Raw genomic sequence first — 25,986 nt, 5'->3', positions numbered from 1 at the left:
CGGAGCCGGTCGCGCCCGTGTGGCGCCGCCCGTTTATGGCGCGGCCCTTGGCGCCGCTGGCGCAAGGGTCTAGAGCGTTCTCCCACACGGCGGGTCGGGCCGGGGGCTGGAACATCCCCCGGACGAGAACCGGCAACCGCTCACGGTGAACCGACGGGACCTGGGTAACATGCGGATCGCGATCGCGGGATTGGGATATGTGGGCCTCTCCAACGCGGTTCTGCTGGCGCAGAAGCACACCGTGACGGCGCTCGACGTGGATGCCGCCCGGGTCGCCAGCATCAACGCCCGCCGCTCCCCCATCGTCGATCCCGACATCGAGCACTATCTGGCGGAAAAGGAGCTCGACCTCACCGCCACCCTGAGCCCGCAGGAGGCCTTCGCCGGCGCGGCCTTCGTCATCGTCTCGACGCCGACCAATTACGATGTTCACACCAGCCATTTCGACACCCACTCGGTGGAAGAGGTGATCGACACGGCGCTCCGGATCAATCCGGAGGCGACCATCATCATCAAGTCCACCATCCCGGTGGGCTTCGTGCAGCAGATCCGTGCCCGGCTCGGCCGCGACAACATCATCTTCTCCCCGGAATTCCTGCGCGAGGGTAAGGCGCTCCACGACAACCTCCACCCCTCGCGCATCATCGTCGGCGACCACACCGAGGTCGCGCACACCTTCGCCGGGCTGCTCCAGGACTGCGCCATCCGCAAGGATGTGCCGGTGCTGTTCACCGGCCCCGGCGAGGCGGAAGCCATCAAGCTGTTCGCCAACACCTACCTCGCCATGCGGGTGGCCTTCTTCAACGAGCTGGACAGCTACGCCCTCGCCTTCGGCCTCGATTCGCGGGAGATCATCGGCGGCGTCAGCCTCGACCCGCGCATCGGCGGGCACTACAACAACCCCTCCTTCGGCTATGGCGGCTACTGCCTGCCCAAGGACACGCGGCAACTGCTCGCCAACTATTCCACCGTCCCGCAGAACCTGATCCGCGCCATCGTGGACGCCAATTCCACCCGCAAGGACTTCATCGCCGAGCGCATCCTGGCGCTGGCGCCCCGCCATGTGGGCATCTACCGGCTGACCATGAAGGCGGGCTCCGACAATTTCCGCGACAGCTCCATCCAGGGCATCATGAAGCGCATCAAGGCCAAGGGCATTCCGGTCACGGTCTACGAGCCGCAGTTCAAGGACGCCCATTTCTTCAATTCGCCGGTGGAGCGCGACCTCGCCACCTTCAAGGCGAACGCCGACGTCATCGTCGCCAACCGCTGCACGGACGAGCTGGCCGACGTCGCCCACAAGGTCTTCACCCGCGACCTGTTCGGATCGGACTGAACGGCCCGGCGCCGGCCGCCTTCTTCACGGCGCATTGTCCGGCGACATGGCGGAACGCCACGCGCCACGCGGCCCCCGCCGGACCGGCGATCTCGGCGCGCACGACCGGCGGCGACGGCCGCCCCACGACCGGAAAGCAGAGAGAACGCATGAAGGGTATCATTCTCGCCGGCGGCAGCGGCACGCGCCTGCATCCCCTGACCCTGGTCACCTCCAAGCAGCTGATGCCGGTCTACGACAAGCCGATGATCTATTACCCGCTGTGCGTGCTGATGCGGGCCGGGATCACCGAGATCCTCATCATCTCCACCCCCCAGGACATGCCCCAGTTCCAGCGCCTGCTGGGCGACGGCAGCCAGTGGGGCATTTCCTTCTCTTATGCGGTGCAGCCCTCCCCGGACGGGCTCGCGCAGGCCTACATCATTGGCGCCGACTTCGTGGCGGGCGAGTGCTCGGCCCTCATCCTCGGCGACAACATCTTCTACGGCCACGGCCTGCCGGAACTGCTCCAGCCCGCCGCCCACCGCACCGAGGGGGCGACCGTGTTCGCCTATTATGTCAACGACCCGGAGCGCTATGGCATCGTGGAGTTCGACGCCGAGGGCCGGGCCCTGACCATCGAGGAGAAGCCCAGGCAGCCGCGCTCCAACTGGGCGGTCACGGGCCTTTACTTCTACGACCCGAGCGTGGTCGAGATCGCCGCCAACCTGAAGCCCTCCGCGCGCGGCGAATTGGAGATCACCGACGTCAACCGCGCCTATCTGGAACGGGGACAATTGCAGGTGGAGAAGATGGGCCGGGGCTATGCCTGGCTCGACACCGGCACCCACGACAGCCTGATCGACGCCGCCACCTTCGTGCGCACCCTGGAGCGTCGGCAGGGCCTGCGCATCGCCTGCCCGGAAGAGATCGCCTACCTGTCCGGCCGGATCGACCGCGACCAGCTCCACCAGCTGGGCCAGAAGCTCGGCAAGAGCGATTATGGCCGCTACCTGATGCGCATCGCCGAAGAGGGCGTTTGACCCTCCGTCCCGTGACGGGGACGGCAGGCCGGTCCCCATCGCGCGGGCGATGACACGCGCCCCAGACGGGTGTCGCGACCAAGGTGTCGCGGCCGATGGCCTCAGGACGACCTTGCGTTGTGCGCGTTCGGGTTGCTACACGGGATCTGCAGTGGTTGCAGGCGTGGCTCCGGCGGATGGCTCTTCTTCGCACCCTTCTTGACGCACCCGAACAGCTTCTCGCCGCCCATGATCGCCTGCGGGCCAGCGGCTTTCCCATCATCACCATCATCAATGCCCGCTCCGCGCTGGATGCCCGGGTGTGGCTGGGCACCTGGGCGGACGCCCGCCAGCGGGTGATCATCACCGCGCCCCAGGCCGACGCCGAGGCCGCCCTCGCGGCCTATCGCGCACGCCTGCCGTCGGGCGGCACTACGCGCCGATCACCGGTGTTGCGGCTGCCCGGTTCAGTGCGCGAGGCGCTGCCGGTGGCGGCCCAGCTCTCGGAGCGGCAACCGAAGCTCGCGCTCGCGCTCACCTGCGGCATCGCGGACATGGTGGAAAGCCTGCTGGATCCGGCCCTGGCGCAACCCTTCGTGGGCTTGGCCCTGCAAGGGCTGGTGCCGGTGGACGACGCCGAACGCCGGGTGATGGCCCAGATCGCCGCCGGACGGCGGGTGCCCCTGCTGCGCGGCCCGTGCGAAGGCATCCTGTTCTACATGCTCGAGGCGCGACCCGAAACACGGGGCCGCTTCACGCCCAATGCCCGCCTGAACGGCCGGGCCAGGCGCAGCCACGAGGTGGACCTCGCCTGCGTCGAGGCCCGCCTCGTGGTGGAAATCGACGGCCGGGAGCATGACGCCCCGCGCCGCCGCCGCATGGACGCGGACAAGCAGCGCGACCTCGAAGCCGAGGGCTACCGCGTGACCCGCTTCAGCAATGCCACCGTCATCGAAAACCCGGTCGGGGTGTGGCGGGACATCGCCGACACCCTTTCGCGTGCGGCCCAAAAGGGAGCAGGAGCCTGATGTCACACCCCGCCTTCCCCCGCGCGGACCTCTCCCGGTTCGCCCCCCTCGCCGCCGGCGATCTGCTGCTCGCCTACCTCGGTGGCCAGAAGACGGCACCGACGCTAAAGGCGCTGGCCGACAAGCTCAAGGACCTGCTCGGCGCCGAACCGATCGTGGCGGCGGCCTCGGAACTGGCGGAGCGTGGCCTTGCCACCCTCGAGGCCAAGCCGAAAGGCCGGAGCCGGACCCAACCCAATCCCGCCGACGCCAAGGTGGTGCTGACCGACGCCGGGCGCGACGCCGCTTCGGCCCTGCTCGGGTCCGGCCCCAAGCTCACATGGCCAAAAGTGATGACGCAGCGCCTGCTGCCGCTGTGCCTGGGGCTTGATCCAAACGGGGCATCGACACGGCTCGCCAAGCCGAAGGAGCGGCAAGCCGCCATCATCGCGACCGCCTTCGGCCTGCCCAAGGAAACCATCGGGCTCAACGCTGTGTGCGAGGAACTGGTCTGGCGGACGCTGAAGGCGGGGCTCGGTCCCCTGCTCGGCACGAGCCGGATGCCGATCATCAAGACGCTCGGCATCACGGAATGGGTGATCCTGGCCGGCCTCGGCGGTCTTCCGGAACACCGCCCGGTCCGCGAGAAGGACAAGACCGAGGTTTTGAACGCGCTCACCGGTGCCGCCGTGGGCCTGCCCGAAGCGGACGATAAGGCCGCCGTCTTCCGCGTCCTCCGCCTGTCGCTCGCGCGCGCCGGAGGGATGGGCGCGGCGTCGCCACATCCCACGCCAACGCCCCCACCAGCCGCAACGCCCACCGTCAATGGCGCCGACGGGGCGGGCTTCGCGGAGCGGGTGCGGCAGGTGGCGGCGGCGCTCACCACGCCCCCGTTCCAGGGGCGCGTCGCCATCGCCCAGGTTTATGACGCCTATGGCCGCGAACACCCCGACGCCGGCTCCCTGCAAAGCTTCAAGGCGCGCCTCATCGCCGCCGCTTATGCCAACCTTCTGGAGCTGGGCCGGCTCGACATGCCCGAGCGCATGGATCGCGACCTCCGGCTGCGCAGCGAAGCGGCCTGGGGCCGGGACTGCGTCCATTTCGTCATCACCGGTCGGAGATAGGCCAATGCCCCTCACATCCGCCTTTCTCGATGCCCGCAACGACGACCTGTTCACCACCATTGCCAATTTCACCAATGCCCGGGAATTGACCGAGCTGAATGTGGGCGAGCATCAGAAGGAGGCGCGGAGCGCCATTTTCGATGCCATCGTCCACGCGCTGAAGCTCAGTCCGAGCCCTGGCGCGCGCATCGCCCTCATCAAGGGCGATGCCGGCTCCGGCAAAAGCCATGTGCTCACCACCACGCTGCGCGACTTCGCCTCCATCACCGAGCATCGTGCCTATGCCGTCTATCCCGCCATCCTCCAGCTGACGGCGCCGGTCACCATCGCCACTTACGACGTATGGTTGCTCGATGCGCTCATCCGCGAACTGTCGGCCCGCCATTTCGGCGACGAGGCGGGCCTGAGCCCGCTGCGGCGGCTCGCGGACAAGCTGCTTCAGGCCTATGTGGAAGAAGCGACGCAGGCCACGTTCCAGGAGGAGATCGAGGACCTCGAAAGCGACGGGGAAATCGAAATCGCCCTCAAGATCGGCCAGAATATCGCACGCGAGGCGCGCGCCTGGAGCGCGGAAGGGCTCGACCCCGGCCTCGTCGGCGCCATCCTGCTGGCCGGCTTCAACGACCCCTCCGCCCTCAACTACCTGCGCCATGGCCACGCGGACAGCCGCCTCGCCCCCTTAAGGCTGCCGCCCATCGCCACCCCGAGCCAGCGCATCGACGCCATCCGCAGCCTCAGCCGCTTGGCGCAGCTCGTTCACGGTTGCCTCGTGCTGGGCTTCGATCAGGTGGAGAACACCACCCGGCTGGGAGACGAAGGCCTGTTCGTCCACGCCCTCACCCAGGCGGTCCGACTGGTGGAAAGCATCCCCAATTGCGCGGTCGTGCTCGCCGTCGTCTCCGATGAATATGACGACATCACCGACGGCGGGCGTGGCGGCCGGGCGCTCGCCATTTCCGATCGCGACCGCATCGAGCGCGAGGCACCGTTCCCGGTGCTGTTGGGCGCCTGAGCCCCGGATTTTCGCCGGGAGGTGGTGGCCAAGCGGCTGTCCCTGCTGCGGACACGCGCCCATCTGCCGGCCGCGCCCGGCTCCCTGGAGCCGCTGCCGCCGTGGCTGATGCCAGCCATCGAGGCGACGCAGAGCATCCGCGCCGCCCTGCGCCGGGTGTCGGAATTCCGCACCGACGCCATGAAGCGCGGCCGCCTGCCCTCGGAAAAGGAATTTCTCGGCACCATCGTCCCGCCCCCGCCAGCCGCGCGGGAGATGGACTTCGCCAAGTTGTGGGAGGATTTCAAGGACCAGGGCGCCACCACCACCCGCCGCCTGCTCGACACCAAGAAGGCCGAGCTTCTGGCATGGTGGGCCCACGAGGCCAGCCGCGAGCACGTCACGGCGGACCCTGCCGAGGTGCGCGTCACCCATCTCGGCGATGATCTGCGCACCCCCGTCATCGACATCCAGCTCCAGCAAAACGGACAGGTGATCGAGCGCCGCGAGCTCGCTCTGTGCGAGGCGCCCAACCGCAACCAGAAGCTGGCGGACCAAATCACCCGGTTCCTGGAGGCGAGCGACGGCGCGATCCCGTTCGCCTTGCGTACCAACGGCTTCGCCAAGAGCCCCACGTCCCAGGTGGCACCGGCGCTGCGCAAGCTGCGCGCCATCGGCGGCGATGTGCTCTACCTCAACGACACCGAATGGGACACCCTGGCGCGGGCCCATGATTTCTTCGCCCGCTGGCAGCACGAGGCCGGCCTCATCACCTGGCGGCGCGATGCCCAGTGGCTGCGCCGCCTCGTCGCGCCGCTGCTGCCGCTCATCGCACTGCCCGAGGTGATCGCGCCCGACCGCGACGGCGACCGCGCGCAGCCCCTGCCGCCGGTGGGGGGCGCGGGAACGGGAGCGACGGGCAAGGAGGGGCCGGTTGCGGTGAACGGGACCGCCGCGCCGTTCCCCGTGCTCATCGGCGCCACCGAGGCCAGGGAGGCGGTCTATTGGGCGCCCTATGCGCCGCCGCCGGGGCATCTCAACAATTTCTCCGTGCTGGTCACCGGCGACGCCGGCTCGGGCAAGACCCAGACCATCCGCGTGCTCATCGATGCCGCCTGCCGCGAAGACCTTGCCGTGACCATCTTCGATTTCAAGGCAGATTATTGCGGGCCGGATTTCTCCGGGCCGCTCGGCATCAAGGTGGTGGACGTCCGCGCCCAGGGCCTGCCCTTCAATCCGCTGGAGCCGCCGCCGCGGGGCGCATCGGGAGCCCAGCCCATCGAGCACGCCTATGAGATCGCCGGCATCCTCGCCCGCGTGTTCCGCCTCGGCGCGGTCCAGGAGGCGCGCCTTAGGGAGGCCATCTGCGCGGCCTATCGCGAATGCGGGGTGGATCCGCAGGAATGGGTTCAGCCGGACACCATCGCGTGGCCGAGCTTCAATCGTGTGGTCGATCTCCTGGCCGAGGCCGGCGACAACGGTGCGCTGGTGGGCCGCCTCGGCGCGCTCAAGGATTTTCGCCTGTTCGGCACCGGCGGCCCCTCGCCCAACCGCGCCGCGGAATTCTTTCAGGGCCGGGTGTGCCTGAAGCTGTCCACCCTCCCCGGCGACGACATCAAGACCGCCATCGCCGAAATCCTCATCGTGCAGCTGCACGGCCACCTACTCAGGGGCGAGCAGCCGCGCCGGCTCACCCGCCTCCTGGTGTGCGACGAAGCCCACCGGGTGAAGGATTCGCGTCGCCTGGAGCAATTGGCGCGGGAGGGCCGGGCCTTCGGCGTCGGCATCGTCATCGGCACCCAGTTCCCCGGCGACATGCCGTCCGACATGGCGGGCAACCTCGCGACCCAATTGTTCCTCATGAACAACCAGGCCCAGCACCGGCGCGCGATCGCGCTTCAGGTCTGCGGCACCGTCTCCAGCCCCAAGGCGAAGGCGCTCCTCGACCGGCTCGGGCGGATGCGGCCGTTGCAGGGCCTGTTCGCGAACCCGCATTACGGCGCGGTGTTCGTGGACATCGTTCCGCACTACCAGAGGACGCCGGAGCCCGCGGTGTCATGAAAAAGGGCGGGGCAGCCCGGCTGCCCCGCCCGAAAACCGAGATGCGTGGGACCCGCCTCAGACGGCGGTGTTGATCCACTGCACCAGCTTGGCCTTGGGGGCGGCGCCCACCTGGCGGGAGGCGATCTTGCCGTCCTTGAACATGAGCAGGGTGGGGATGGACATGATGCCGTACTTGGACGCCGTCTGCGGGTTCTCGTCCACGTTCAGCTTCACGATGCGCACCTTGCCGTCGAGCTCGCCGGAGACTTCTTCCAGGATCGGCGCCACCATGCGGCACGGACCGCACCACTCCGCCCAGAAATCCACGATCACCGGCGCGCTGGACTTGAGCACGTCGGCCTCGAAATTCTGATCGGTCACCTTTTCGACGGCCATGGCATACCTCGTAGGGGCAGAAGGGGAAAACCACTGAATCTTGCTCAGGAACGTAGGGATCCCCTCCCCGTCCCGTCAAGCGGCGTCACGCCGAGGTGAGCACGGCAAGGCTCGCGAGGGCGGCGGCAAGCTGCCGGTCGTCGAGCACGAACACGCGCGGCTCCGCCGTGTAGACAAGGCGCGCCTCCACCGCCCGCCCGGCAAACACCTGGGACAGCGCCGCCCCATAGAGCGCCAGTTGCGCCACGTGGCTCCGCGGCACGTCGCCAAGGCTTTTCGGGGGGGTGCGATCGGTCTTGAAGTCGGCCACCACGATGCGATCGGACCCGATGGCGAGGCGGTCGATACGTCCGTTCACCGCGACCCTGACGCCGCCGGCAAGCTGGACATGACCGGCCACCGGCAGCTCCGCCCGGCTGTGCGGGCCGAACAGATCCGCAAGCGGCGCATGGCCCAGCACCGCCAGAACCTCGGCCAGGATCTCCCCATGGATCGTCCCGTCGAGGCCGTGGCCGGCATGGCGCAGAAGGCGCAAGCCCGCCGCGTCGCGCCGGTCGGGATCGAGATCCGGCAGGCCGGCCAGGAGGCGATGCACCAGATCGCCCCGCACCAAGGGGGAGAGGCCGGCCGCCGCGCCGGCGTGGGGCACGGCAGGCGCCGCGTGCGAGGGCCGCAGGATCCGCTCCGGCGCTTCGTGGGGCGGCGGCGCCGCGAAGACGAGGGCCGGGGCGGCCACAGCTTCCGGCCCCCCATCCGGCGCGCGTGGAGCGAGCCCGAACACCCCGCCGCCCTTGCCCCAGCGCAGCACCGCGCCTTCGAAGCCGAAGGCCGGCACCGTCTCCGCCTCGGGCGCGAGGGCCTCCCGCACCAGCTCGTACCAGCACCCTTCGGGCCGGGCATGATCCTTGTCCTTGGCCGGTTGCCGGGTCTCGGCACCGCAGACGACGAGAGCATCCTCGGCCCGGGTGAGGGCCACATAGAGCAGGCGGCGATATTCATCGAGATCGCGGGCGGCGGCGGCGGCGCGCGCCTCGGCAAGCGCCGGGGAATCTTCCGCCTTGCGCGCGGCCAGCACCGGCACCTCCCGCCCGCCGGCGGACAGGCGCAGGAAACCGCCGGAGGTGCGCGGCCGGGGCAGGTCCACGGTGTCGGCGAGAATCACCAGCGGCGCCTCCAGCCCCTTGGCGCCGTGCACGGTCATCACCCGCACCTCGTTGCGCCCGCTCTCCATGTCGCGCTTGGTCTCGGCCCCGCCGCGACGCAAAAAGGCGAGGAAACCGGTGAGGCTTGCCGGCTCCGTGCCCTCGTACGTGCGGGCGAGGGTCATGAACTCGTCGAGCACGTCCGCCGCCTCGGGCCCGAGACGCGCCAGCATGGCCCGCCGCCCGCCGTCGCGGCCGAGCACGCGGGCATAGAAATCGAACGGCCGGAGCCCAAGCGCCTCCGCCCGCCATCCGGCAAGCTGGAGCGCGGCGGCCCGCGCGCGGGGGTCGGGCGCGGCCGCCAGGACATCGCCGAGCCGGCCCGGTCGGCCGGGACACAGCGCCATGAGATCCTCGTCCGTGAGGCCGAACAGGGGACTTTTCAGCACGCTGGCAAGGGCAAGGTCGTCGTCGGGGGACAGCAGGGCATCGCCCAGCGCCATCAGATCGAGGGCGGCGATGTGCTCGGCCACCACCAGCCGGTCGGCGCCGGCCACCGCCACCTCGGCGTCGTTCAGCTCCTTCAGGGCGCGGATGACGGCCTCGAACACCCGGCCGCGCCGGCGCACCAGCACCAGCACGTCGGCGGCGCGCATGGCCCGGCCGCCGCGCGAGGGCATGGCGAGCCCGGCGCGGATGCCGGCCTGCACGAAGCCGGCGATGCGCTCGGCCAGAAGCGTCACCGGATCGTCGCTGGACACCGCGTCGAGCGGCCGGCGCCAGTCGTCCACCTCCGGGGCGGGGCTGGGCACGGTGGTGGGCCACAGCTCCACCAGGGCCGGCGCATCGGCGCGGATGGCCGCGTGCACGGGGGCGGACGAATCGAGGGTGAGGCCGGCGCGGGCGCCGGCACCGGAAAAGATGCGGTCCACCGCCTCCAGCACGCCGGGCGCGGAGCGGAACGAATGGGGCAGCGTCACCTCCTCGAAAGCGGCGGCGCCGGCCCTCAGGGCAAATTCGGAACGCATGGAGCCGAAGGCGCGCGGGTCCGCCCCCTGGAACGAGAAGATGGACTGTTTTTCGTCCCCCACCACGAAGATGGTGCGCTGGACGCCGGGGCGCGCGCCCTCGCCCGAGAAAAAATCGGAGGTGAGACCATGCACCACCTGCCATTGGGCGGGGCTGGTGTCCTGCGCCTCGTCCACCAGCACATGGTCGATGCCCTGGTCGAGCTTGTAATGCACGAACGAGGCCGGCACCTGATTGAGCAGGCCCGAGGCCCGCGCCACCAGGTCGTCGAAATCGAGCAGGCCGCGTTGGGCCTTCTCCCGCTCGTAGCGCCGGCACGCCTCGGCGCCCAGCACCAGCGCCGCCTCGGTGCGCTCCAGGATGCGCGCACCGCGCAAGGCGCCCTCCAGCGCCGCGAGGCGGTCGCGCTCGGCCTTCATGCGGGCGAGGAGATCGGGGTAGGTGTCGGCCACGAACTTGGTGGCGAGGCTGCGGTCGGCGCGCGGCGCGCGCTCGCTGGTGAGGAAGACGCTAAGATATTCCGCGCGCGCCTCCTCCGGATCGCCCGACTGGTAGGCGGCGAGCAAAGCCGCGGCGCGGTCCTGGTCGGTCTTCTTGTCGGAGGTGGCCAAAGCTCCGGCCGCCGCCTCCCATTCGCTCCAGGGCAGATGGGGGCTGTCCAGCATCTGCGCTTCCAGCTCGGCCACACCGGCCCCATGGGGCACGCCCAGGGCGCGCGCCAGCCCGGCGCGGCGCGCGGCGGCGCTCTCGCCCAGGGCCGTGATGCGCGCGCGCTCGGCGATGGCGGCATCCAGCATGGCGGTGATGGACGAATCGGAAAGATCAGCCATGAGCTGCGCCAGCGCCCGGCCCAGCTCCCCTTCCGGTGTCCCGGTGGCCTCGATGATAAGCTCCTGGCGGATGCGGGCCATCAGCTCGGCGCGACCCACCTCGTCCAGTTCGCGGAAGCCGGCCGCCACCCCGGCCTCGAACGGAAAGCGATGCAGCAGGCCGCCGCAGAAGGCGTGGATGGTCTGGATCTTGAGCCCGCCGGGCGTTTCCAGCGCCAATGCGAACAGCCGCCGCGCGCGGGCGCGCAGGGCCGGCGTCACGCGCGCGCCGGTGGCCGCGACCAGCTCGGCGTCGAGCCCGGCATCATCCAGCCCCACCCAGCGGCCGAGGATGAAAAGCACCCGGTTCGACATGTTGGCCGCCGCCGCCTTGGTGTAGGTCAGGCAGAGGATGCGGGCCGGAGCCACGCCGTTCAGCAGCAGGCGGATGACGCGGCGAGCCAGCACATGGGTCTTGCCCGAGCCGGCATTGGCCGAGACCCAGGCGGAATGGGCGGGATCCGACGCCAGGGACTGGCGGCGCGTGGCCTCGGCCTTGGGACCGGTGGCGGTGGTCACGCTCATTGCTCCTCCTCCCCGCCGAGGGCCCATTCGCGCACCCGTGCCAGATGATCGTAATCGCCGAAGCCGCCCTGCCACTGGGGCGCGGCCAGCGAGCGATAGCCCTGCGTCTCGTCCTCGAATGCCGCCAGCAGCGAGATGAGCCCGGAGAGCGCGGTGTCGGCCACGTCGGCCGGGGTGCGATCCTTGTAGCGGATGGGCTTCTCCTCGCCGCCGGTGGCGCCGCCCCTCAGCTCCACATAGGTGATCTCGGAGACCGGTAGCGGCGGCACATCGCGGAAGGCGCCCTTGGCGGCCATGGCCGCCTCCAGCGCGAGCTGAGGCGAAAGCGAGGCCACCTGCCTGGCGCTCGGCGCGGTGCCGGTCTTGTAGTCGAGGATGGCGAGGCTGCCGTCGCGCTTCACCTCGATGCGGTCGGCGCGGCCGGCAAGGCGGAAGCTGCGTTCGCCCAAAGGCAGATCGAGCTGGCCCGGCGTCTCGGCGACGATGGCGTCGCAATTGGCCCGGCGGCGACGCTCGAACTCCACGATGAAGGCCGCCACCCGCTCGAACCGCGCCCACCACACCGCGTGCTCGGCCGGAAACACCGAAAGCGGCGCGAACGCCTTGCGACCATGCTTGAGGAGCTCGCCCAATGCGTCGGGCGGCAGCGCCTTCGGAAAGGCCATGGTGAAGGTGCCCAGCGCCTCATGCAGGGCCGAGCCGCGCTCGGCGGCGCCGGGGGCCGCATCAAGCGGGTCAAGCGGCTTGAGGCCGAGGACGTGGCGGGCGAAAATGGAATAGGGATCGCGCAGAAAGGTCTCGATCTCCGTCACCGTCAGCCGCCGGGGCCGAAGCGCCAAGGGCGGGGCCGGGGCCGGGCGGCTGGCGCGGGGCACCGGCGGCGCCACGTCAAGCGCCACCGCCGCCGTGCGCCACCGGGCACCGCGCCCACGGGCGGCCTCCGAAAGCGCGGGCCCGAGCACGGTTTCAAGCCGCTTCAGGAAGCGCGAGGGCACGCTTTGGGTGCCGCCCACCTTGGCGGCATAGGTCAGCACCACCTCGGGCGCGCCGAAGGCCTGCACGAAATCGTGGGCGGACAAGCCGATGCGCCGCTCGGGCAGATCGAGCCCGAGGTCAAGCCGCATGGGCCGGCTGAGCCAGGGATCGGTCTCCCCCTGCTGCGGCCAGACCCCTTCCACGAGCCCCCCCAGCACCACCCGATCCACCCGCACCAGCCGCGCTTCCAGCGGTCCCAGGATGCGCAGGCGCCCATGGGGCTCGCCCACCGGGCGCACCATGGCATCGCCGATGAGGGCGGAGACGGCGTCCGCATAATCCGCAAGGCTGAGGTCCGGCCCGTCGCCGGCCGCCTCCCCCACCGCCACGAACGCCCGCGCCAGCGCGGCCATCGCCGGATCGGCATCATTTTCGTCGAGCGGCCCGGCGATGGCCGCGATGGCGGCGCGATGGGCCGCCACGAGATCCGACAACGGCAGCGGTCCCCGCCGCTCGGCCAGGGCCAGGAGCGGCGCCAGGGCCGCATCGAGCTGGTCGACCAGAAGCGTCGCCCGGTCGAGGGCGGTATCGGTGAGGCGGCGGCGCGGATCGCCGCTGCGGAACCCATCGGGATCGCAGGCCGCGAGCGTAGCCCGCAGCCCGGCCACGCCGGCTCGCGGACGCGGCCCCCGCAGGGCGGCCAGCTCCAGCGCCGCCAGCGCCTCGCCCTTCAGGTCGTCATCGAGCCCGAAGCGGGCCAAGGGATGGCTCAGGAGCGCGAACAAGGGCACCGGAGCGCACGCCTCGGCCGGCACCCGCGCCACCAGCCGCGCCAGCCGGCCCATGGGCGCCTCGGCCAAAGGCGTGCCGGCGGAATCATCCACCCTCACCCCGAAGCGCGCCATCTCCGACACCACCCGGCGGGCGAGGTCCCGGTCGGGCGTCACCAGAGCCGCCGTTTCACCGGGCCGCTCCAGGCTCTCGCGCAGCAGCAGGGCGATGGCGAGCGCTTCCTGCCGCGGATCGTCCGCCTCCACCACCGTCAGCCGCGTCGTGGCCTCGGCACGCACCACCGGCGGCAGGCGCTCGGGCAGGTGCGACCAGAGGTCGGACGTTTCCGCCTGCCGCATCGCCTCGCTCAGCAGCCGCTCCCGCGCGCCGGCGTCCGCCAGCGCCGTCACGTCGGCGCGGGTGATCTCCAGGGTGCGCAGCAGCTTCGCGAGGCCGTATTGGGGATGATCCGGCGCCCCCTGGGCGGGATCGAGAAGCAGGGTGAAGGCGCTGTCCTCCATCTCCTGATCCAGGCCCGGCAGCACCACCGCCCCCTTCGGCAGACGCGAGATGGCCTTCAGGAGCCGCGCGGTGGCCGGCATGGAGCCGGTGGAGCCGGCGGCGATCACCGGCCCGGCGGCCGCGCCCAGGGCCGCGAGCCGGCCCGCCTCCGCATCCACCAGCCCATCCCGCCGCACCGCCGGTTCCACCCGCTCCGACGCGGCGAGATAAGCGTCGAAGCCGGCGCGGGCGATGCGCACGAAGTCGAGGCTGATCTCGAAATAGGGGTCGAGCTCGCGCGGGGTGAGCCCGTCGAAACGCGAGAGCGGCACGCCGGCGGTGGAAAGGTCGTCGAACAGGCGCGCCAGCTCGTCGGCGAGGGCGAGGGTCGCGGCGGGACCGGCCGCCACCGCCGCGCGCCCCTCCCCTTCCTTCAGCGTCTGCCGCCAGCGGGCAACCAGAGAGGCCAGAACCAGCCGGCGATGCACCGGGGCGATGGCGTGAGGTGCCGCCAGCAGCGGGGCATCCTCGGAAAAGGCGAGGGCGTCCTCGTCCACATCGCCGAGCGGCACGATGCGCGGCAGCAGCAGCGCCGGCGTCCCGGCTTCCGCCAGCAGCGCCTCGCCGAACAGGCGGCAGGCGCGGCGGGTGGGCAGGAACACCGTGGCGTCGGCCAGCGCCAGGGACAGGTCGGCCGAAGAATGGTCGGCCGAAGGAGGGGCTGACCTGGGCTCGGGCCGGGGCGCGTAGCCCGCGATCAACCGCCCGTCCAGGAGCGCCCGCGCCAGGGTGGCGAGGAAGGGCGCGGTGGGCGGGATGGTGAGCACACGGGACAAAGGGCGGCCCTCGGTGAGAGAATCGGGCGGATGCGCGATCCTACTCGCTGGAGCGCTGGATCGCCTCCTCCGCCAGGGCGATCGCCTCCGGCGTGCCCACATGCATCCACACCCCGTCGAGCCTCAGCCCGAACAGGCGCTCGCGCTCCGCCGCCCGGTCGAAGACCAGATTGAGGGAGAACGGGCCCTCGGGCGTCGCCTCGAACAGGTCCGGCTTCAGGATGCAGACGCCGGCATAGATGAACGGCGCCACCAGCCGCTCCTTGCGGCGGGAGAGGCGACCGTTGGCGTCCATCACGAAATCGCCGACCCCGTCGTAGCCGATGGAGGAGGCGCCCGGCGCCAGAAGCAGCAGCGCATCCATGCGCTCGGGATCGAAGGCCTCCATCAGCCGGACCAGATTGGGCCGCGTCCCCTCGATCCAGATGGTGTCGGAATTGATCGCCAGGAACGGCCCCGGCGCCAGCAGCGGCAGCGCCTTGCGCACGCCGCCGCCGGTCTCCAGCAACACGCCGCGCTCGTCCGAGAGGGTCACGGCCGGCGGGCCCCGGCGCATGGCGAGATGGGCCTCGATCTGGTCGGCCAGATGATGCACGTTCACCACCGCCTCGGCGACCCCGGCCACAGCAAGCGCGTCGAGCACATGGTCGAGAAGCGGGCGGCCATAAACCGGGATGAGGGGCTTGGGCGTGCGGTCGGTAAGCGGGCGCATGCGGGTGCCGAGGCCGGCGGCCAGCACCATCGCCTTGTTGATCGGCGTCACGAGTTCAGATCCTTCGCAGGCAGCGCCGCTTCGTACCAGGCGCGCAGCGAGCCGAGTTCCTGGTGGCCGAGGCAGCGGGCCAGATAGCGCCGTACGCGCGGGATGTGACGCAGATATTGCGGTTTGCCATCGCGCCGATCGAGCCGCGTGAAGATGCCGAGGATCTTGGTGGCCCGCTGCGCCCCGAGCAGCGCATAGGAGCGGGCGAAGCCGCGCACGTCGAAGGCGGGGTCCACCTCCCGCCGCGCCTTCACATATTGGCCCACGAGCTGAAGCTCGAGCGCCTCCGGCACATCCACCCGCGCATCCTGGGCCAGGGACACCACGTCATAGGCCGCCGGCCCCAGCACCGCGTCCTGAAAGTCGATGAGCCCCACCCGGCGCAGGCCTTCGCGGCCCGGCAGCCACATGAGGTTGGGCGAATGATAGTCGCGCAGCACCCAGGTGGGCGCCTCCGCCAGCGCCGGATTGAGCGCGCCGCGCCAGAACAGGTGGAACTCCTCCCGCATCACGCCGTCCACGGTGATGCCACGGGACGGCAGGTACCAGTCCAGCATCAGGTCCACCTCGATGAGAAAGGCGGCCACGTCGTAGGCGGGCAGCGGGCGCTCCACCCGCGGCGCCACATGCAGGATCTGCGGCAGGGGACGGTTGTGCAGGGCCGCCAGGACGCCCATGGCGGCCTCGTAGCGCTCGCGGATGGGGGCGGGCGGATCACCGCGCACCACCCCCTCCTGCCCCAGGTCCTCCAGCACCAGCAGGCCGGCGTCGATGTCGGCGGCGTAGATTTGCGGCGCCGAGAACCCCTGCGCCAGCAACGCCCGGTCCATGGCCACGAACGGCTTCACGTCCTCCGCCAGATGCACGAGGCGGCTGTAGGACTTGCCCTCGCGGATGGGCGGCCCGTCAGGCCGCGCCGGCGCGTTCATGAGGATGGCGGTGCGGCTGGGCAGCACCAAACGGGTATAGGAGCGGGTCGAGGCATCGCCCTGCACGAACTGCCGCTCGGACGGCCCGAACCCGGCGGATTCCACGAGGCTCTCCGCCAGATGCAGGCGGTTCAGCCGCTCCGCCAGCGCGCCGTGACCGGTGAGCACACAGATGCGCGCGTGGGGCCCAAGGTCCGGCGCCAACGCCAGCAGCACATCCACCCGGCTTTCGGACAGGCGCTCGCCGGCGCGGTCGGCCCATTCCACCAGCAGGAGGGCATCGTCGCCGATCTCGTCCCAGCCGATCTCGTCCAGCTCCTCGTCCTCGACGATGCGGTAGAGGTCCGCATGCACCACCCGGCCACGGGTGAAGTCATAGGTGATGACGATGGGAAAGGTGGGGCTCGGCACCTCGATGTCGTCGCTGCCCGCGACGGCGCGAATGATGGCGCGGGCCAGCTCAGTCTTGCCGGCCCCGAGGTCGCCGCTCAAGGTGAGGACGTCGCCGGCGCCGAACCAGGAGGCGAGCAGCACGCCGAGCCGCTCGGTGGCGGCCACGTCGGGCAGGATCACCTGATAGGCGCCGGCCTCGTCGGCCATGCGCTGGATGAAGGCACTCATCAGGCCGCCTCTTGGTGCGAGGATCCGCTCAGGGGGAAGACGCAGGTGGCGAGAGTACCGCGCGCGCCGGGCTGGCGGGTGGATGCCGGCACCACGCTCACGGAACCGCCATGCAGGGTCATGAAGGACCGCACGATGGCAAGGCCCAGGCCGACGCCGCGATGGCGCGGATTGGCATTGCGGCTCTCGAACCGCTCGAACAGGGTTTCCGCCAGCTCCGGCGGCACCCCCGGCCCTTCGTCGCGCACGGCGAGCAGCACCGCCTGCGACCGGCGCTCGGCGCCGAGCGTCACGGTGCCGCCCTCGGGCGAGGCGGCGATGGCATTGGCGAGCAGGTTGAACAGGATCTGCCGCACCCGCTTCGGATCGGCCATGAAGCGCCCGGCGTCGGCCGGAACCGACATGGCGAGGCGCACGCCCGCCTCCTCCACCTGGTCGTGGACCGCCTCGGCGACGCTCTCCAGCATCTCCCGCACATCCACTTCGGCAAGGTCCAGCTCCATGGCGCCGGCATCGATGCTGGCAAGGTCCAGGATGTCGTCGATGAGGGCGCGCAATTGATCGGACGACTGGCGCATATGGTCGAGATAGTCGCGCTGGCGGGTGTTGAGCGGGCCGGCGAGCCCCTCCCGCAGCATGTCGGCGTAGCCCATCAGCGTGTTGAGGGGCGTGCGCAGGTGATAAGATACATGGCTGACGAAGGCGTTCTTCAGCCGGTCCGCCGCCTCCAGCGCCTCGGCGCGCTCGATCAGGGCGCGCTCCACCTTCACGCTGTCGGTGACATCGCGGAAGGTCACCAAGGTGCCGCCGTCCGGCAGGGGCTGGGCGGTGCCGTCCAGCACCCGGCCATCGGCGCGCTCCAGCCGCAGGTTCTGCGCCTCGCGATGCTCCATGGCGGTGACCACCGAGCGGATGCGCGAGAAGGCCGCGCTCTCCCCGTGGCGCGAACGGCACAGGGCCGCCACCGCGTCGATATGCGGCTTGTCGCCGAGGGTCTGCGCGTCCAGCTCCCACAGGGAAAGGAAGGCCTCGTTGTAGAGGTGCAGCCGCCCCTCGCTGCCGAACACCGCCACCGCCTCCGCCAGGGCATCGAGCGTCTCGCCCTGGATGCGGATCAAGGTGTTGTAGCGGCTCTCCAGGGCCACATGCTCGGACAGGTCGTCGAACAGATAGGTGACGCCACCTTCCGCATTGGGGGTGATGACCACCCGCAGCATCTCGCCGCCGGGCAGGTGCCACCAGTCGTTCACCGGCTCCAGCGCGCGATAGGCTTCCCTCAATTGCGCCCGCCAGGCCGGAAAATCAGCCTGCTCCGGCACTTTCCGGCGGGTGCGCAGATTGTCGAGAATCTGCCCGTCGGACGGGCGCTGATCGAGGAAGGCGGGCGAGAAATCGAACAACCGCTCATAGGCGGCATTGTGGAACACGAGCCGCTCGTCGGCGCCGAAGATGGCCACCGCCGTGGTGAGCTGGTCCAGCGTGCGGCGATGGGCGGCCACCGTCCGCGCCGTCTCCGCCCGCGCGGCCTCAAGGTCGGTGACGTCCACGGCGAGGCCGGCGATGCCGAAGGGACCGGCCACCTCCACCACGTCGAGCTGCCGACGCTGGCCGCGCGCCACCGCCCGCACCCGCCCCCGGAACGCGCCGGACCCCTGCTCCGCGCTGGCGGCCGCGGCCCGCGCCTTGCTGTCGAGCAGGTCGAGCCCCTGGGCCCGTGCATCCTCGGACGAGGATGCACCCACCGCGGCCACGAAGGCCGGGTTCACATAGGTGAGGGTGCCGTCGTCCGCCCGCAGCCACGCCGGGGCGGGCGCGGCGTCCAGCATCGCCTGAAGACCGGCCCGCGTCTCCCGCTCCAGCGGCCCCTCGCCAGCGGGCAGCCGATGGAGCATGAGCATCCCGGCGCCGCCGAGCGCTCGCCCCGCGAGGCGGAAGGCCCGGCCGTCGGCGGCGGTGAGGTCGCGATCGAGCCGCTCCTGCCCGCCCCGCAGGGCCGCGACCGCCGCGTCCACCTCCCGCGCGGCGGCGGCGCCGAGCCAACGAACATCGGCCTGCGTGCCGAAACCTTGCGCGCCAAAGGCCTGGGGCGCCTCGCCCGCGCGCAGCCAGACCAGGGTGCAATCGGCACCCGCGCCCAAAAGGTGGCGCAGGCTGTGGGCCTCGGCGCGGGCCCGCGCGGCGCTGCCGGCGGCCTCGTCCGCGCGCGCCTCGGCGGCGGTCGCGGCGGCGTCCGCCGCAGCCACCCGCCGATGGCCGAAGCCCCAGGCCGCAGCCGCGGCGGCGCCCGCCACCAGCACCGCGAGCCAAGGCGCCGCATCGGCGACCGACGCACCGGCCACCGAGGCGCCGATACCGGCCGCGGCCGGCGCGCTCCAGGCGGTCAGAGCCGTCGAACACAAAAGCAGGGACAGGGCCTTAACCGACGGAACCTTGGCCAACGGAACCTTGGCCGACAGGGCGCGCCCGATGGCACCGGGAGCCCCGGCAGAGGATCGCGGACCCGCGCGCCGTGCCGCTCTCCTGTTCGCGCCGCGCTCCACCATTTGCCCCTGCCCTCTTCGTGAACCCGCCCCACCGGACCCGCGCCGGATCGGGACGGCCTTGAACCTCGGCCGCAGCACATGCCCCGGCCCCACGCCGGGAACCCGGTGGTGCAACCAACGAATGCCCCATCGGATGCACCCGGTGGCGCACCCAAAGCCCGGAACAGGCGCCCGGCCCCGCGCCGGGACCGCACCTCAACCATCGGCTGCGCGCACCGAGCGGCGCCGCTCCGAATCAAGCATGATTTCGTCAACCAGACTTTACCGGAGGGCTCGGGCGCGTTGAAGGGGCGCGACGACGCGCCCGAACCCCATTCCGGCCCGCGCCGCTCCGGGGCGGCGGATACACCCGGCATCCACAGGCCAAGCGCACCGGTCTCACGTCACCGGCGTGCCGTTGGCTTCGAGGACCGAGCCCGCCAGATAGAGCGAGCCGCAGATGAGCACCCGCGCCGGCGGCACCATCGGCATCGCGGCGAGGCCGTCGATGGCGCTCGCCACGTCCGGCGCCACCCGCGCACTGATGCCGAGGGCGCCGGCGGCCGCCACGACCTCCTCCGGCCGCAGGCCCGCCGGATTGTCCGGCACCGGCACGGCGATGGCCTCCCGCACCAGCCCCGCGAAGGGCGCCAGGAAGCCGCTCACATCCTTGGTGCCGAGCATGCCGACGATCATCACCAGCGGTCGGGAATAGCGCTCCTCCAGCCCGCACAGGGCATGGGCCAGGGCCGCGCCGCCAGCGGCATTGTGCCCGCCGTCGAGCCACACCTCGGCGCCGCCGGGCGCGCGCGCCACCAGCGCCCCGGTGGCGAGGCGCTGCAGCCGCGCCGGCCATTCGGCCGCCAGGATTCCCTCCTCCTGCGCCGGGCCCGACAGGCGCAGGCTGCGCAGGGCCGCCACCGCGAGCCCCGCATTGTCGATCTGGTGCGGCCCCACGAGGCGCGGACGCGGCAGATCCACGAGCCCGTCGTCGTCCGAATAGACCAGGCGGCCGGCTTCCTCATGCACATGCCAGTGCTCGCCGCGCACGAACAGGGGCGCCAGCAGGCGCCCGGCGGTGCGCTCGATCACGGCCAGGGCCTCGGCCTGCTGCTCGCCCACCACCACCGGCACGCGGGGCTTGATGATGCCGGCCTTCTCGGCGGCGATGGCCGCCACCGTGGCGCCCAGAAAATCCACATGGTCGATGGACACCGGCGTAATGACGCTGGTTCGCGGCGAGGGCACCACATTGGTGGCGTCGAGCCGGCCGCCCAGCCCCACTTCCAGCAGCAGCACATCCGCCGGATGCTCGGAAAAGAGTACGAAGGCGGCGGCCGTGGTGATTTCGAAGAAGGTGATGGGCGCGCCGTCATTGGCCGCCTCGACCCGGTCCAGGGCATCGGCGAGCAGGGTGTCGCTGACGAGTTCCCCGCGCCCCGGCGCGCCGAGGCGGATGCGCTCGTTGAACCGCACCAGATGGGGCGAGGTGTAGACGTGGACCAGCCGGCCCGAGGCCTCCAGCATCGCGCGCATGAAGGCGATGGTGGAGCCCTTGCCGTTGGTGCCCGCCACATGGACCACCGGCGGCAGCCGGCGCTCGGGATGGCCCAGCGCCGCCATCAGCCGCTCCATGCGGGCGAGCGATAGGTCGATCTTCTTGGGGTGGAGCGCCGAGAGGCGCGCGAGGATCTCCACGGGCTCGGATTTCAGCTGCGGCAGGGCCATGGTCGTCGTATGCCTTCAGGTCCTTCAGGCCGCGACCGGGCCGGCCAGCCGGCCCTGGGGCGGCAATGCCGGCGCCTTCATGAGCAGGCGGCACAGGCGGCCCAGCGTCTCGCGCATCTGGTGGCGGTGCACCACCATGTCGAGCATGCCATGGGCGTAGAGATATTCGGCCCGCTGGAAGCCGTCGGGCAGCTTCTCGCGGATGGTCTGCTCGATCACGCGCGGGCCGGCGAAGCCGATGAGGGCGCCGGGCTCGGAAATCTGCACATCGCCCAGCATGGCGTAAGAGGCGGTGACGCCGCCGGTGGTCGGGTTGGTGAGCACCACGATGTAGGGCTTCTTCGCCTCGCGCAGCTCCTGGATCGCGGCCGTGGTGCGCGGCATCTGCATGAGGGACAAGATGCCCTCCTGCATGCGCGCTCCGCCCGAGGCCGCGAACATGATGAAGGGCGTGCCCTTGGCGGCGGCGGTTTCCAGCCCCTTCACCACCGCCTCGCCGGCGGCCATGCCCAGCGAGCCGCCCATGAAGCCGAAGTCCTGCACGGCGATGGTCACCGGCAATTCTCCCAGCAGGCCGGTGGCCACCTTCACGGCGTCCTGATAGCCGGTCTTGGCGCGGGCATCTTTCAGGCGATCGATATAGCGGCGCTCGTCGCGGAACTTGAGCGGGTCGATGGCGACCTCCGGCAGCGGCACCTCTTCATAGACACCGTTGTCGAAGGTGGCCTTGAGGCGCTTCACCGCGTCCATGCGCATGTGATAGCCGGACCCAGGAATCACATAGAGGTTCGCCTCGAGATCCTTGTGGAACACCATCTGCCCGGTTTCGGGGCACTTCACCCACAGGTTCTCCGGAACCTCGCGGCGCGCCAGGAAATCGCGGATCTTCGGGCGGACGACGTTGGAAATCCAGTTCACAGGGTTCATCTCCGAAAACGGGCGGACACCACCGCGCGTCGCGGCGCAGCATTGGCGCACCTTGCTCTAATGGCAAGCCCGTCGCGGCGAAAGTGCGGCAAGATGGTCCGTCGCTGGCCAACCGGCTAGCGATCCTGCCGGAAATAGGGAAGCCCGCGCCACTGCAGAAAGGCAACGGGCAAGGCCATGAGCACCGCGCCGGCTACACCTGCGCCCGCCGCAACACCCAGGCTGAGCGTGCCTTCGCGTGCCGCCGCCAGGAACATGGCGACACCCAGCGGATAGAATAGCGCCACCGCCGTCAGCAGCCCCGGCGAAAAACGCCCCCCCGTGCGCAAGAAAGGCATCACATGAAAAAACGTCGCGTTGATGAGCATCAGCGCGGCGAAGGCAAGCGACACCACCGGCATGCGGGCGGCAAGCTGCGCCTGCACAATGCCCAGAACCACCACCACCGCATTCGTCACATAGAAGTCATTCCACTCCACCGGCAGGCCGACGACGGCGCGGGCCCAGTCCCGCCAGTTGAACTGATACTCTTCCATGATGTGAACAGCATAGGCCGCAAGCGCGAGCCAGGAGAGGTCAGCCAACGTCACGGCGGAACTCCAGCCGGAGGATACCGGCGCCAGCGCAGCGTCCGGGATGCAGCAACAACCTACCACCGTCCGGGGATGACCGCAAAGCCGTCACCGATGGACGCTGCGCACCGCCTCCGACAGCGACCCCACCAGCGCTTCCACCGCCGGCACGGTGTTGGCGGTGGCCTGGCCCTCCCGGTCCAGGGTATGCCGCACCGCCTCCACCAGGGCCGAGCCCACCACCACGCCGTCGGCGCCGGCGGCGATAGCCTTGGCCTGCTCCGGCGTCTTCACGCCGAAGCCCACCGCCACCGGCAGGTCGGTATGGGCCTTGATGCGCGCCACCGCGCGACCCACCACGTCCGCGTCGGGGGTGGCCGAGCCGGTGATGCCGGTGATGGAGACGTAATAGACGAAGCCCGCCGTATGCTTCAGCACCGTCGGCAGGCGCTTGTCGTCGGTCGTGGGGGTGGCGAGGCGGATGAAGTCGATCCCGGCCCGGAGCGCCGGCAGGCACAATTCATCGTCCTCCTCCGGCGGCAGGTCGACGATGATGAGGCCGTCCACGCCCGCCTCCCGCGCATCGGCCAGGAACCGCTCCACGCCATAGACGTAGATGGGGTTGTAATAGCCCATGAGCACGATCGGGGTCGCCTGCTCCTCCATCCGGAACATCTTCACCATGGCCAGGGTCTTGGCCAGGGTCTGCCCGCCCTTGAGGGCGCGCAGGCCGGCGGCCTGGATGGCCGGGCCGTCGGCCATGGGATCGGTGAAGGGAATGCCCAGCTCGATGATGTCGGCACCGGCGCCCGGCAAGGCGTGAAGGATGCCGAGCGAGGTCTCGGCGTCGGGATCGCCGGCGGTGATGAAGGTGACGAGGGCGGGGCGCCCCTCCTCCTTGAGCGCGGCGAAGCGGGCGGCGATGCGGGTGGTCATCGGATGGGACATGCCATGGTTGCCGCTCCCCTGGAGCGTTTTTTAGCGAAGTGGATACCGGTTCGCGTGAAGAAAACGCGTCAACTCAAGTCACTAGAGCATTTCCTCGCTGCCGTGGAGCAGCGAAATGCTCGAGGAGAGCGGTCGCGCTCACTGGGCGCTGGTGATCTCGCAGGTGGCGGCCGTGGCCGAGGTGGCGCCGATGAGGCGCACCTGATCGTTGCCCGTAGTGCCGCCCACCACCGAGAACAGGGTGGTGGACGAGGTGCCCAGCGTCTGACCGCCGCCGGTGAAGGTGCAGGTGACCACGATCTGGCCGAATATGGTCGTCGTGGTATTGGCCACCCCCACCGAGACGAAGGCGCCGGCCGGATCGGTGCGCACCGGACCGGAGGTCAGCTTCAACCCTTCCGGGACGGCCGCCAGGGCAGCACCGGAGGAGAGCAGCGGAAAGGCGACGGCGCAGGCGATCCTCAATGCGTTTCGCGTCATAGGCTTGCCCCCAGAATCTCGGCCACCTGCGGCACGTCCTTGTCGCCGCGTCCCGAGAGATTGACCACCATCAGATGATCCTTCGGCCGGGTCGGCGCGAGCTCGATCACCTTGGCCACCGCATGGGCGCTCTCCAGCGCCGGGATGATGCCTTCAAGCTTGGTGAGGAGCTGGAACGCGTCCAGCGCCTCCTGATCGGTGCAGGGAATGTACTTCACCCGCCCGACGTCATTGAGCCAGGAGTGCTCGGGGCCGATGCCGGGATAATCCAGGCCGGCGGAGATGGAATGGGCTTCCTTGATCTGGCCGTCGCCGTCCATGAGCAGATAGGTGCGGTTGCCATGCAGCACCCCCGGCCGCCCCCCCATGATCGCGGCCGCATGCTCGCCGGTTTCAAGGCCGCGCCCGGCCGCCTCGACCCCGAAGATCTCGACGCCCGGCTCGTCCAAGAACTCATGGAACAGGCCCATGGCGTTGGAGCCGCCACCCACCGCCGCCACCAGGCTGTCCGGCAGGCGGCCCTCCATCTCCTGCATCTGGGCGCGGGTCTCGCGGCCGATGATGGACTGGAAGTCGCGCACCATGGAGGGATAGGGATGGGGCCCGGCCACCGTGCCAATGCAATAGAAGGTGTCGGAAACGTTGCTCACCCAGTCGCGCAGCGCCTCGTTCATGGCGTCCTTCAGGGTGCGCGAGCCCGACTGCACCGGCACCACCTCGGCGCCGAGCAGCTTCATGCGGAACACGTTGGGCGCCTGCCGCTCCACATCCACCGCACCCATGTAGACGACGCAGGGCAGGCCGAAGCGGGCGCACAGGGTGGCGGTGGCGACGCCATGCTGGCCGGCGCCCGTCTCGGCGATGATCCGCGTCTTGCCCATGCGGCGGGCCAGCAGGATCTGGCCGAGCACGTTGTTCACCTTGTGGGAGCCGGTGTGGTTCAGCTCCTCGCGCTTCAGATACACCTTGGCGCCGCCATTGCGGCCGGAGGCCGCGGAGATCTGGCGCAGATGCTCCGTCAGCCGCTCGGCGAAATAGAGCGGCGAGGGCCGGCCCACATAGTGGGACAGATAGCTGTCCATCTCGGTCTGGAAGCCGGGGTCGGCGCGGGCCGCCTTGTAGGCCGCTTCCAATTCCAGGATGAGCGGCATCAGGGTTTCGGCGACGAAACGGCCGCCATGGATGCCGAAATGACCGCCGTCATCGGGGCCGGTGCGATAGGAATTGGGCGCGTTCACGAAGCCTGGGCTTTCGGTGAGAGGTTCGAACAGGGAGCCGCAATGTCGCGAGCCCGGCGCGCGGCGGCGATGAAGGCCTGGATTTTCTCGGGCGACTTCACGCCGGGCGCCGTTTCGACCCCCGAGGAGACGTCCACCCCATCCACGCCCGTCGCCGCGATGGCCTCAACGACGTTGCCGGCATCAAGCCCTCCGGAAAGCATGACCGGGCGACCGGCGTCAAGGCCGCGGATCAGCGCCCAGTCGAACACCCGCCCGTTGCCGCCGGGCAAAAGGGCGCCGGGCACGGGCTTGGCGTCGAACAGGAGGCGGTCGGCGACCGCCGCATAGTCGGAAACCGGGGCGAGGTCGGCACGCACGGCCACCGGCAGCGCCTTCATCACCGGCCGGCCGAAACGGGCGCGGATCTGTGCCACCCGCTCCACCGTCTCATGACCGTGAAGTTGCAGCAGGTCCGGATCGAGGGCGGCGATCACGTCGGCGAGAAGGGCGTCGTCCGCATCCACCACCAGTGCCACCTTCAGCGCCAGCCCGCGCACCTGGGCGGCGAGCCGCGGCGCCGCCTCCCATGTGACGTGGCGTGGGCTCTTCGGGAAATGCACGAAACCCACGAGGTCGGCGCCGGCCGCCAGCGCCGCGTCGAGCGCCTCCGGCGTCTTCAAGCCGCAGATCTTGATTTCAAATCCCATGGATCTGGTCCCCGGATGAAATC

General features: G+C 70.4%; 19 protein-coding genes. 6 read left to right on the top strand and 13 right to left on the bottom strand.

Annotation, left to right across the window (positions count from 1 at the left end):
• Window positions 1-169 precede the first annotated feature (169 nt).
• The 6 genes from HUW53_RS06320 to HUW53_RS06295 all read left to right on the top strand — a co-directional run bounded on the left by HUW53_RS06320 (window position 170) and on the right by HUW53_RS06295 (window position 7,520).
• The gene (locus HUW53_RS06320) at window positions 170-1,336 is read left to right on the top strand and encodes a nucleotide sugar dehydrogenase (RefSeq protein ID WP_237344904.1); all 1,167 of its coding nucleotides are present in this window, start codon (window positions 170-172) and stop codon (window positions 1,334-1,336) included.
• A gap of 149 nt (window positions 1,337-1,485) precedes the next feature.
• On the top strand, window positions 1,486-2,358 hold the full coding sequence (rfbA, locus tag HUW53_RS06315) for a glucose-1-phosphate thymidylyltransferase RfbA (RefSeq protein WP_237344903.1): 873 nt from the start codon (window positions 1,486-1,488) through the stop codon (window positions 2,356-2,358).
• Window positions 2,359-2,534: 176 nt separating this feature from the next.
• Window positions 2,535-3,365: an endonuclease domain-containing protein gene (locus HUW53_RS06310; RefSeq protein WP_237344902.1), complete on the top strand. Its 831-nt coding sequence runs from the start codon at window positions 2,535-2,537 to the stop codon at window positions 3,363-3,365.
• Window positions 3,365-4,468, top strand: coding sequence for a hypothetical protein (locus HUW53_RS06305; protein ID WP_237344901.1), 1,104 nt, complete (start codon window positions 3,365-3,367; stop codon window positions 4,466-4,468). The genes HUW53_RS06310 and HUW53_RS06305 overlap by 1 nt, the downstream gene beginning before the upstream one ends.
• Window positions 4,469-4,472: 4 nt before the next feature.
• Entirely contained in the window at window positions 4,473-5,480 is a 1,008-nt protein-coding gene (locus HUW53_RS06300; protein WP_237344900.1) for an ATP-binding protein, read from the top strand.
• Window positions 5,481-5,504: 24 nt separating this feature from the next.
• On the top strand, window positions 5,505-7,520 hold the full coding sequence (locus HUW53_RS06295) for an ATP-binding protein (RefSeq protein ID WP_237344899.1): 2,016 nt from the start codon (window positions 5,505-5,507) through the stop codon (window positions 7,518-7,520).
• A gap of 57 nt (window positions 7,521-7,577) precedes the next feature.
• Here the strand turns inward: HUW53_RS06295 and trxA are convergent, their stop codons facing one another.
• The 13 genes from trxA to HUW53_RS06230 form a co-directional block, all read right to left on the bottom strand.
• On the bottom strand, window positions 7,578-7,898 hold the full coding sequence (gene trxA / locus HUW53_RS06290) for a thioredoxin (RefSeq protein WP_237344898.1): 321 nt from the start codon (window positions 7,896-7,898) through the stop codon (window positions 7,578-7,580).
• Window positions 7,899-7,983: 85 nt separating this feature from the next.
• A complete protein-coding gene (gene addA, locus HUW53_RS06285) occupies window positions 7,984-11,463 on the bottom strand; it encodes a double-strand break repair helicase AddA (protein ID WP_237344897.1) in 3,480 nt (1,159 codons plus the stop codon).
• Window positions 11,460-14,537: a double-strand break repair protein AddB gene (gene addB / locus HUW53_RS06280; protein ID WP_237344949.1), complete on the bottom strand. Its 3,078-nt coding sequence runs from the start codon at window positions 14,535-14,537 to the stop codon at window positions 11,460-11,462. The genes addA and addB overlap by 4 nt, the downstream gene beginning before the upstream one ends.
• A 49-nt stretch (window positions 14,538-14,586) precedes the next feature.
• Window positions 14,587-15,288: a nucleotidyltransferase family protein gene (locus tag HUW53_RS06275; RefSeq protein WP_237344948.1), complete on the bottom strand. Its 702-nt coding sequence runs from the start codon at window positions 15,286-15,288 to the stop codon at window positions 14,587-14,589.
• 17 nt (window positions 15,289-15,305) lie between these two features.
• A complete protein-coding gene (gene tsaE, locus HUW53_RS06270) occupies window positions 15,306-16,859 on the bottom strand; it encodes a tRNA (adenosine(37)-N6)-threonylcarbamoyltransferase complex ATPase subunit type 1 TsaE (protein ID WP_237344896.1) in 1,554 nt (517 codons plus the stop codon).
• A complete protein-coding gene (locus HUW53_RS06265) occupies window positions 16,859-19,297 on the bottom strand; it encodes a sensor histidine kinase (RefSeq protein WP_237344895.1) in 2,439 nt (812 codons plus the stop codon). The genes tsaE and HUW53_RS06265 overlap by 1 nt, the downstream gene beginning before the upstream one ends.
• Before the next feature lie 483 nt (window positions 19,298-19,780).
• Window positions 19,781-21,109 carry a bifunctional folylpolyglutamate synthase/dihydrofolate synthase gene (locus HUW53_RS06260; protein WP_237344894.1) on the bottom strand — a complete coding sequence of 443 codons (1,329 nt, stop codon included), beginning with the start codon at window positions 21,107-21,109 and terminating at the stop codon, window positions 19,781-19,783.
• A gap of 24 nt (window positions 21,110-21,133) precedes the next feature.
• Window positions 21,134-22,027 carry an acetyl-CoA carboxylase, carboxyltransferase subunit beta gene (gene accD / locus HUW53_RS06255; protein ID WP_237344893.1) on the bottom strand — a complete coding sequence of 298 codons (894 nt, stop codon included), beginning with the start codon at window positions 22,025-22,027 and terminating at the stop codon, window positions 21,134-21,136.
• Between the two features lie 125 nt (window positions 22,028-22,152).
• Window positions 22,153-22,626 carry an HXXEE domain-containing protein gene (locus HUW53_RS06250; protein WP_237344892.1) on the bottom strand — a complete coding sequence of 158 codons (474 nt, stop codon included), beginning with the start codon at window positions 22,624-22,626 and terminating at the stop codon, window positions 22,153-22,155.
• 90 nt (window positions 22,627-22,716) lie between these two features.
• The gene (gene trpA, locus HUW53_RS06245) at window positions 22,717-23,544 is read right to left on the bottom strand and encodes a tryptophan synthase subunit alpha (protein WP_237344947.1); all 828 of its coding nucleotides are present in this window, start codon (window positions 23,542-23,544) and stop codon (window positions 22,717-22,719) included.
• A 150-nt stretch (window positions 23,545-23,694) separates the two neighbouring features.
• Window positions 23,695-24,036, bottom strand: coding sequence for a hypothetical protein (locus HUW53_RS06240; RefSeq protein ID WP_237344891.1), 342 nt, complete (start codon window positions 24,034-24,036; stop codon window positions 23,695-23,697).
• Window positions 24,033-25,274: a tryptophan synthase subunit beta gene (trpB, locus tag HUW53_RS06235; RefSeq protein ID WP_237344890.1), complete on the bottom strand. Its 1,242-nt coding sequence runs from the start codon at window positions 25,272-25,274 to the stop codon at window positions 24,033-24,035. The genes HUW53_RS06240 and trpB overlap by 4 nt, the downstream gene beginning before the upstream one ends.
• On the bottom strand, window positions 25,271-25,963 hold the full coding sequence (locus HUW53_RS06230) for a phosphoribosylanthranilate isomerase (protein ID WP_237344889.1): 693 nt from the start codon (window positions 25,961-25,963) through the stop codon (window positions 25,271-25,273). The genes trpB and HUW53_RS06230 overlap by 4 nt, the downstream gene beginning before the upstream one ends.
• Window positions 25,964-25,986 lie beyond the last annotated feature (23 nt).

The organism is Xanthobacter agilis (genome assembly GCF_021730435.1).
Classification (GTDB): Bacteria; Pseudomonadota; Alphaproteobacteria; order Rhizobiales; family Xanthobacteraceae; genus Xanthobacter; species Xanthobacter agilis.
This window is presented reverse-complemented; position numbering and strand designations above follow the sequence as displayed.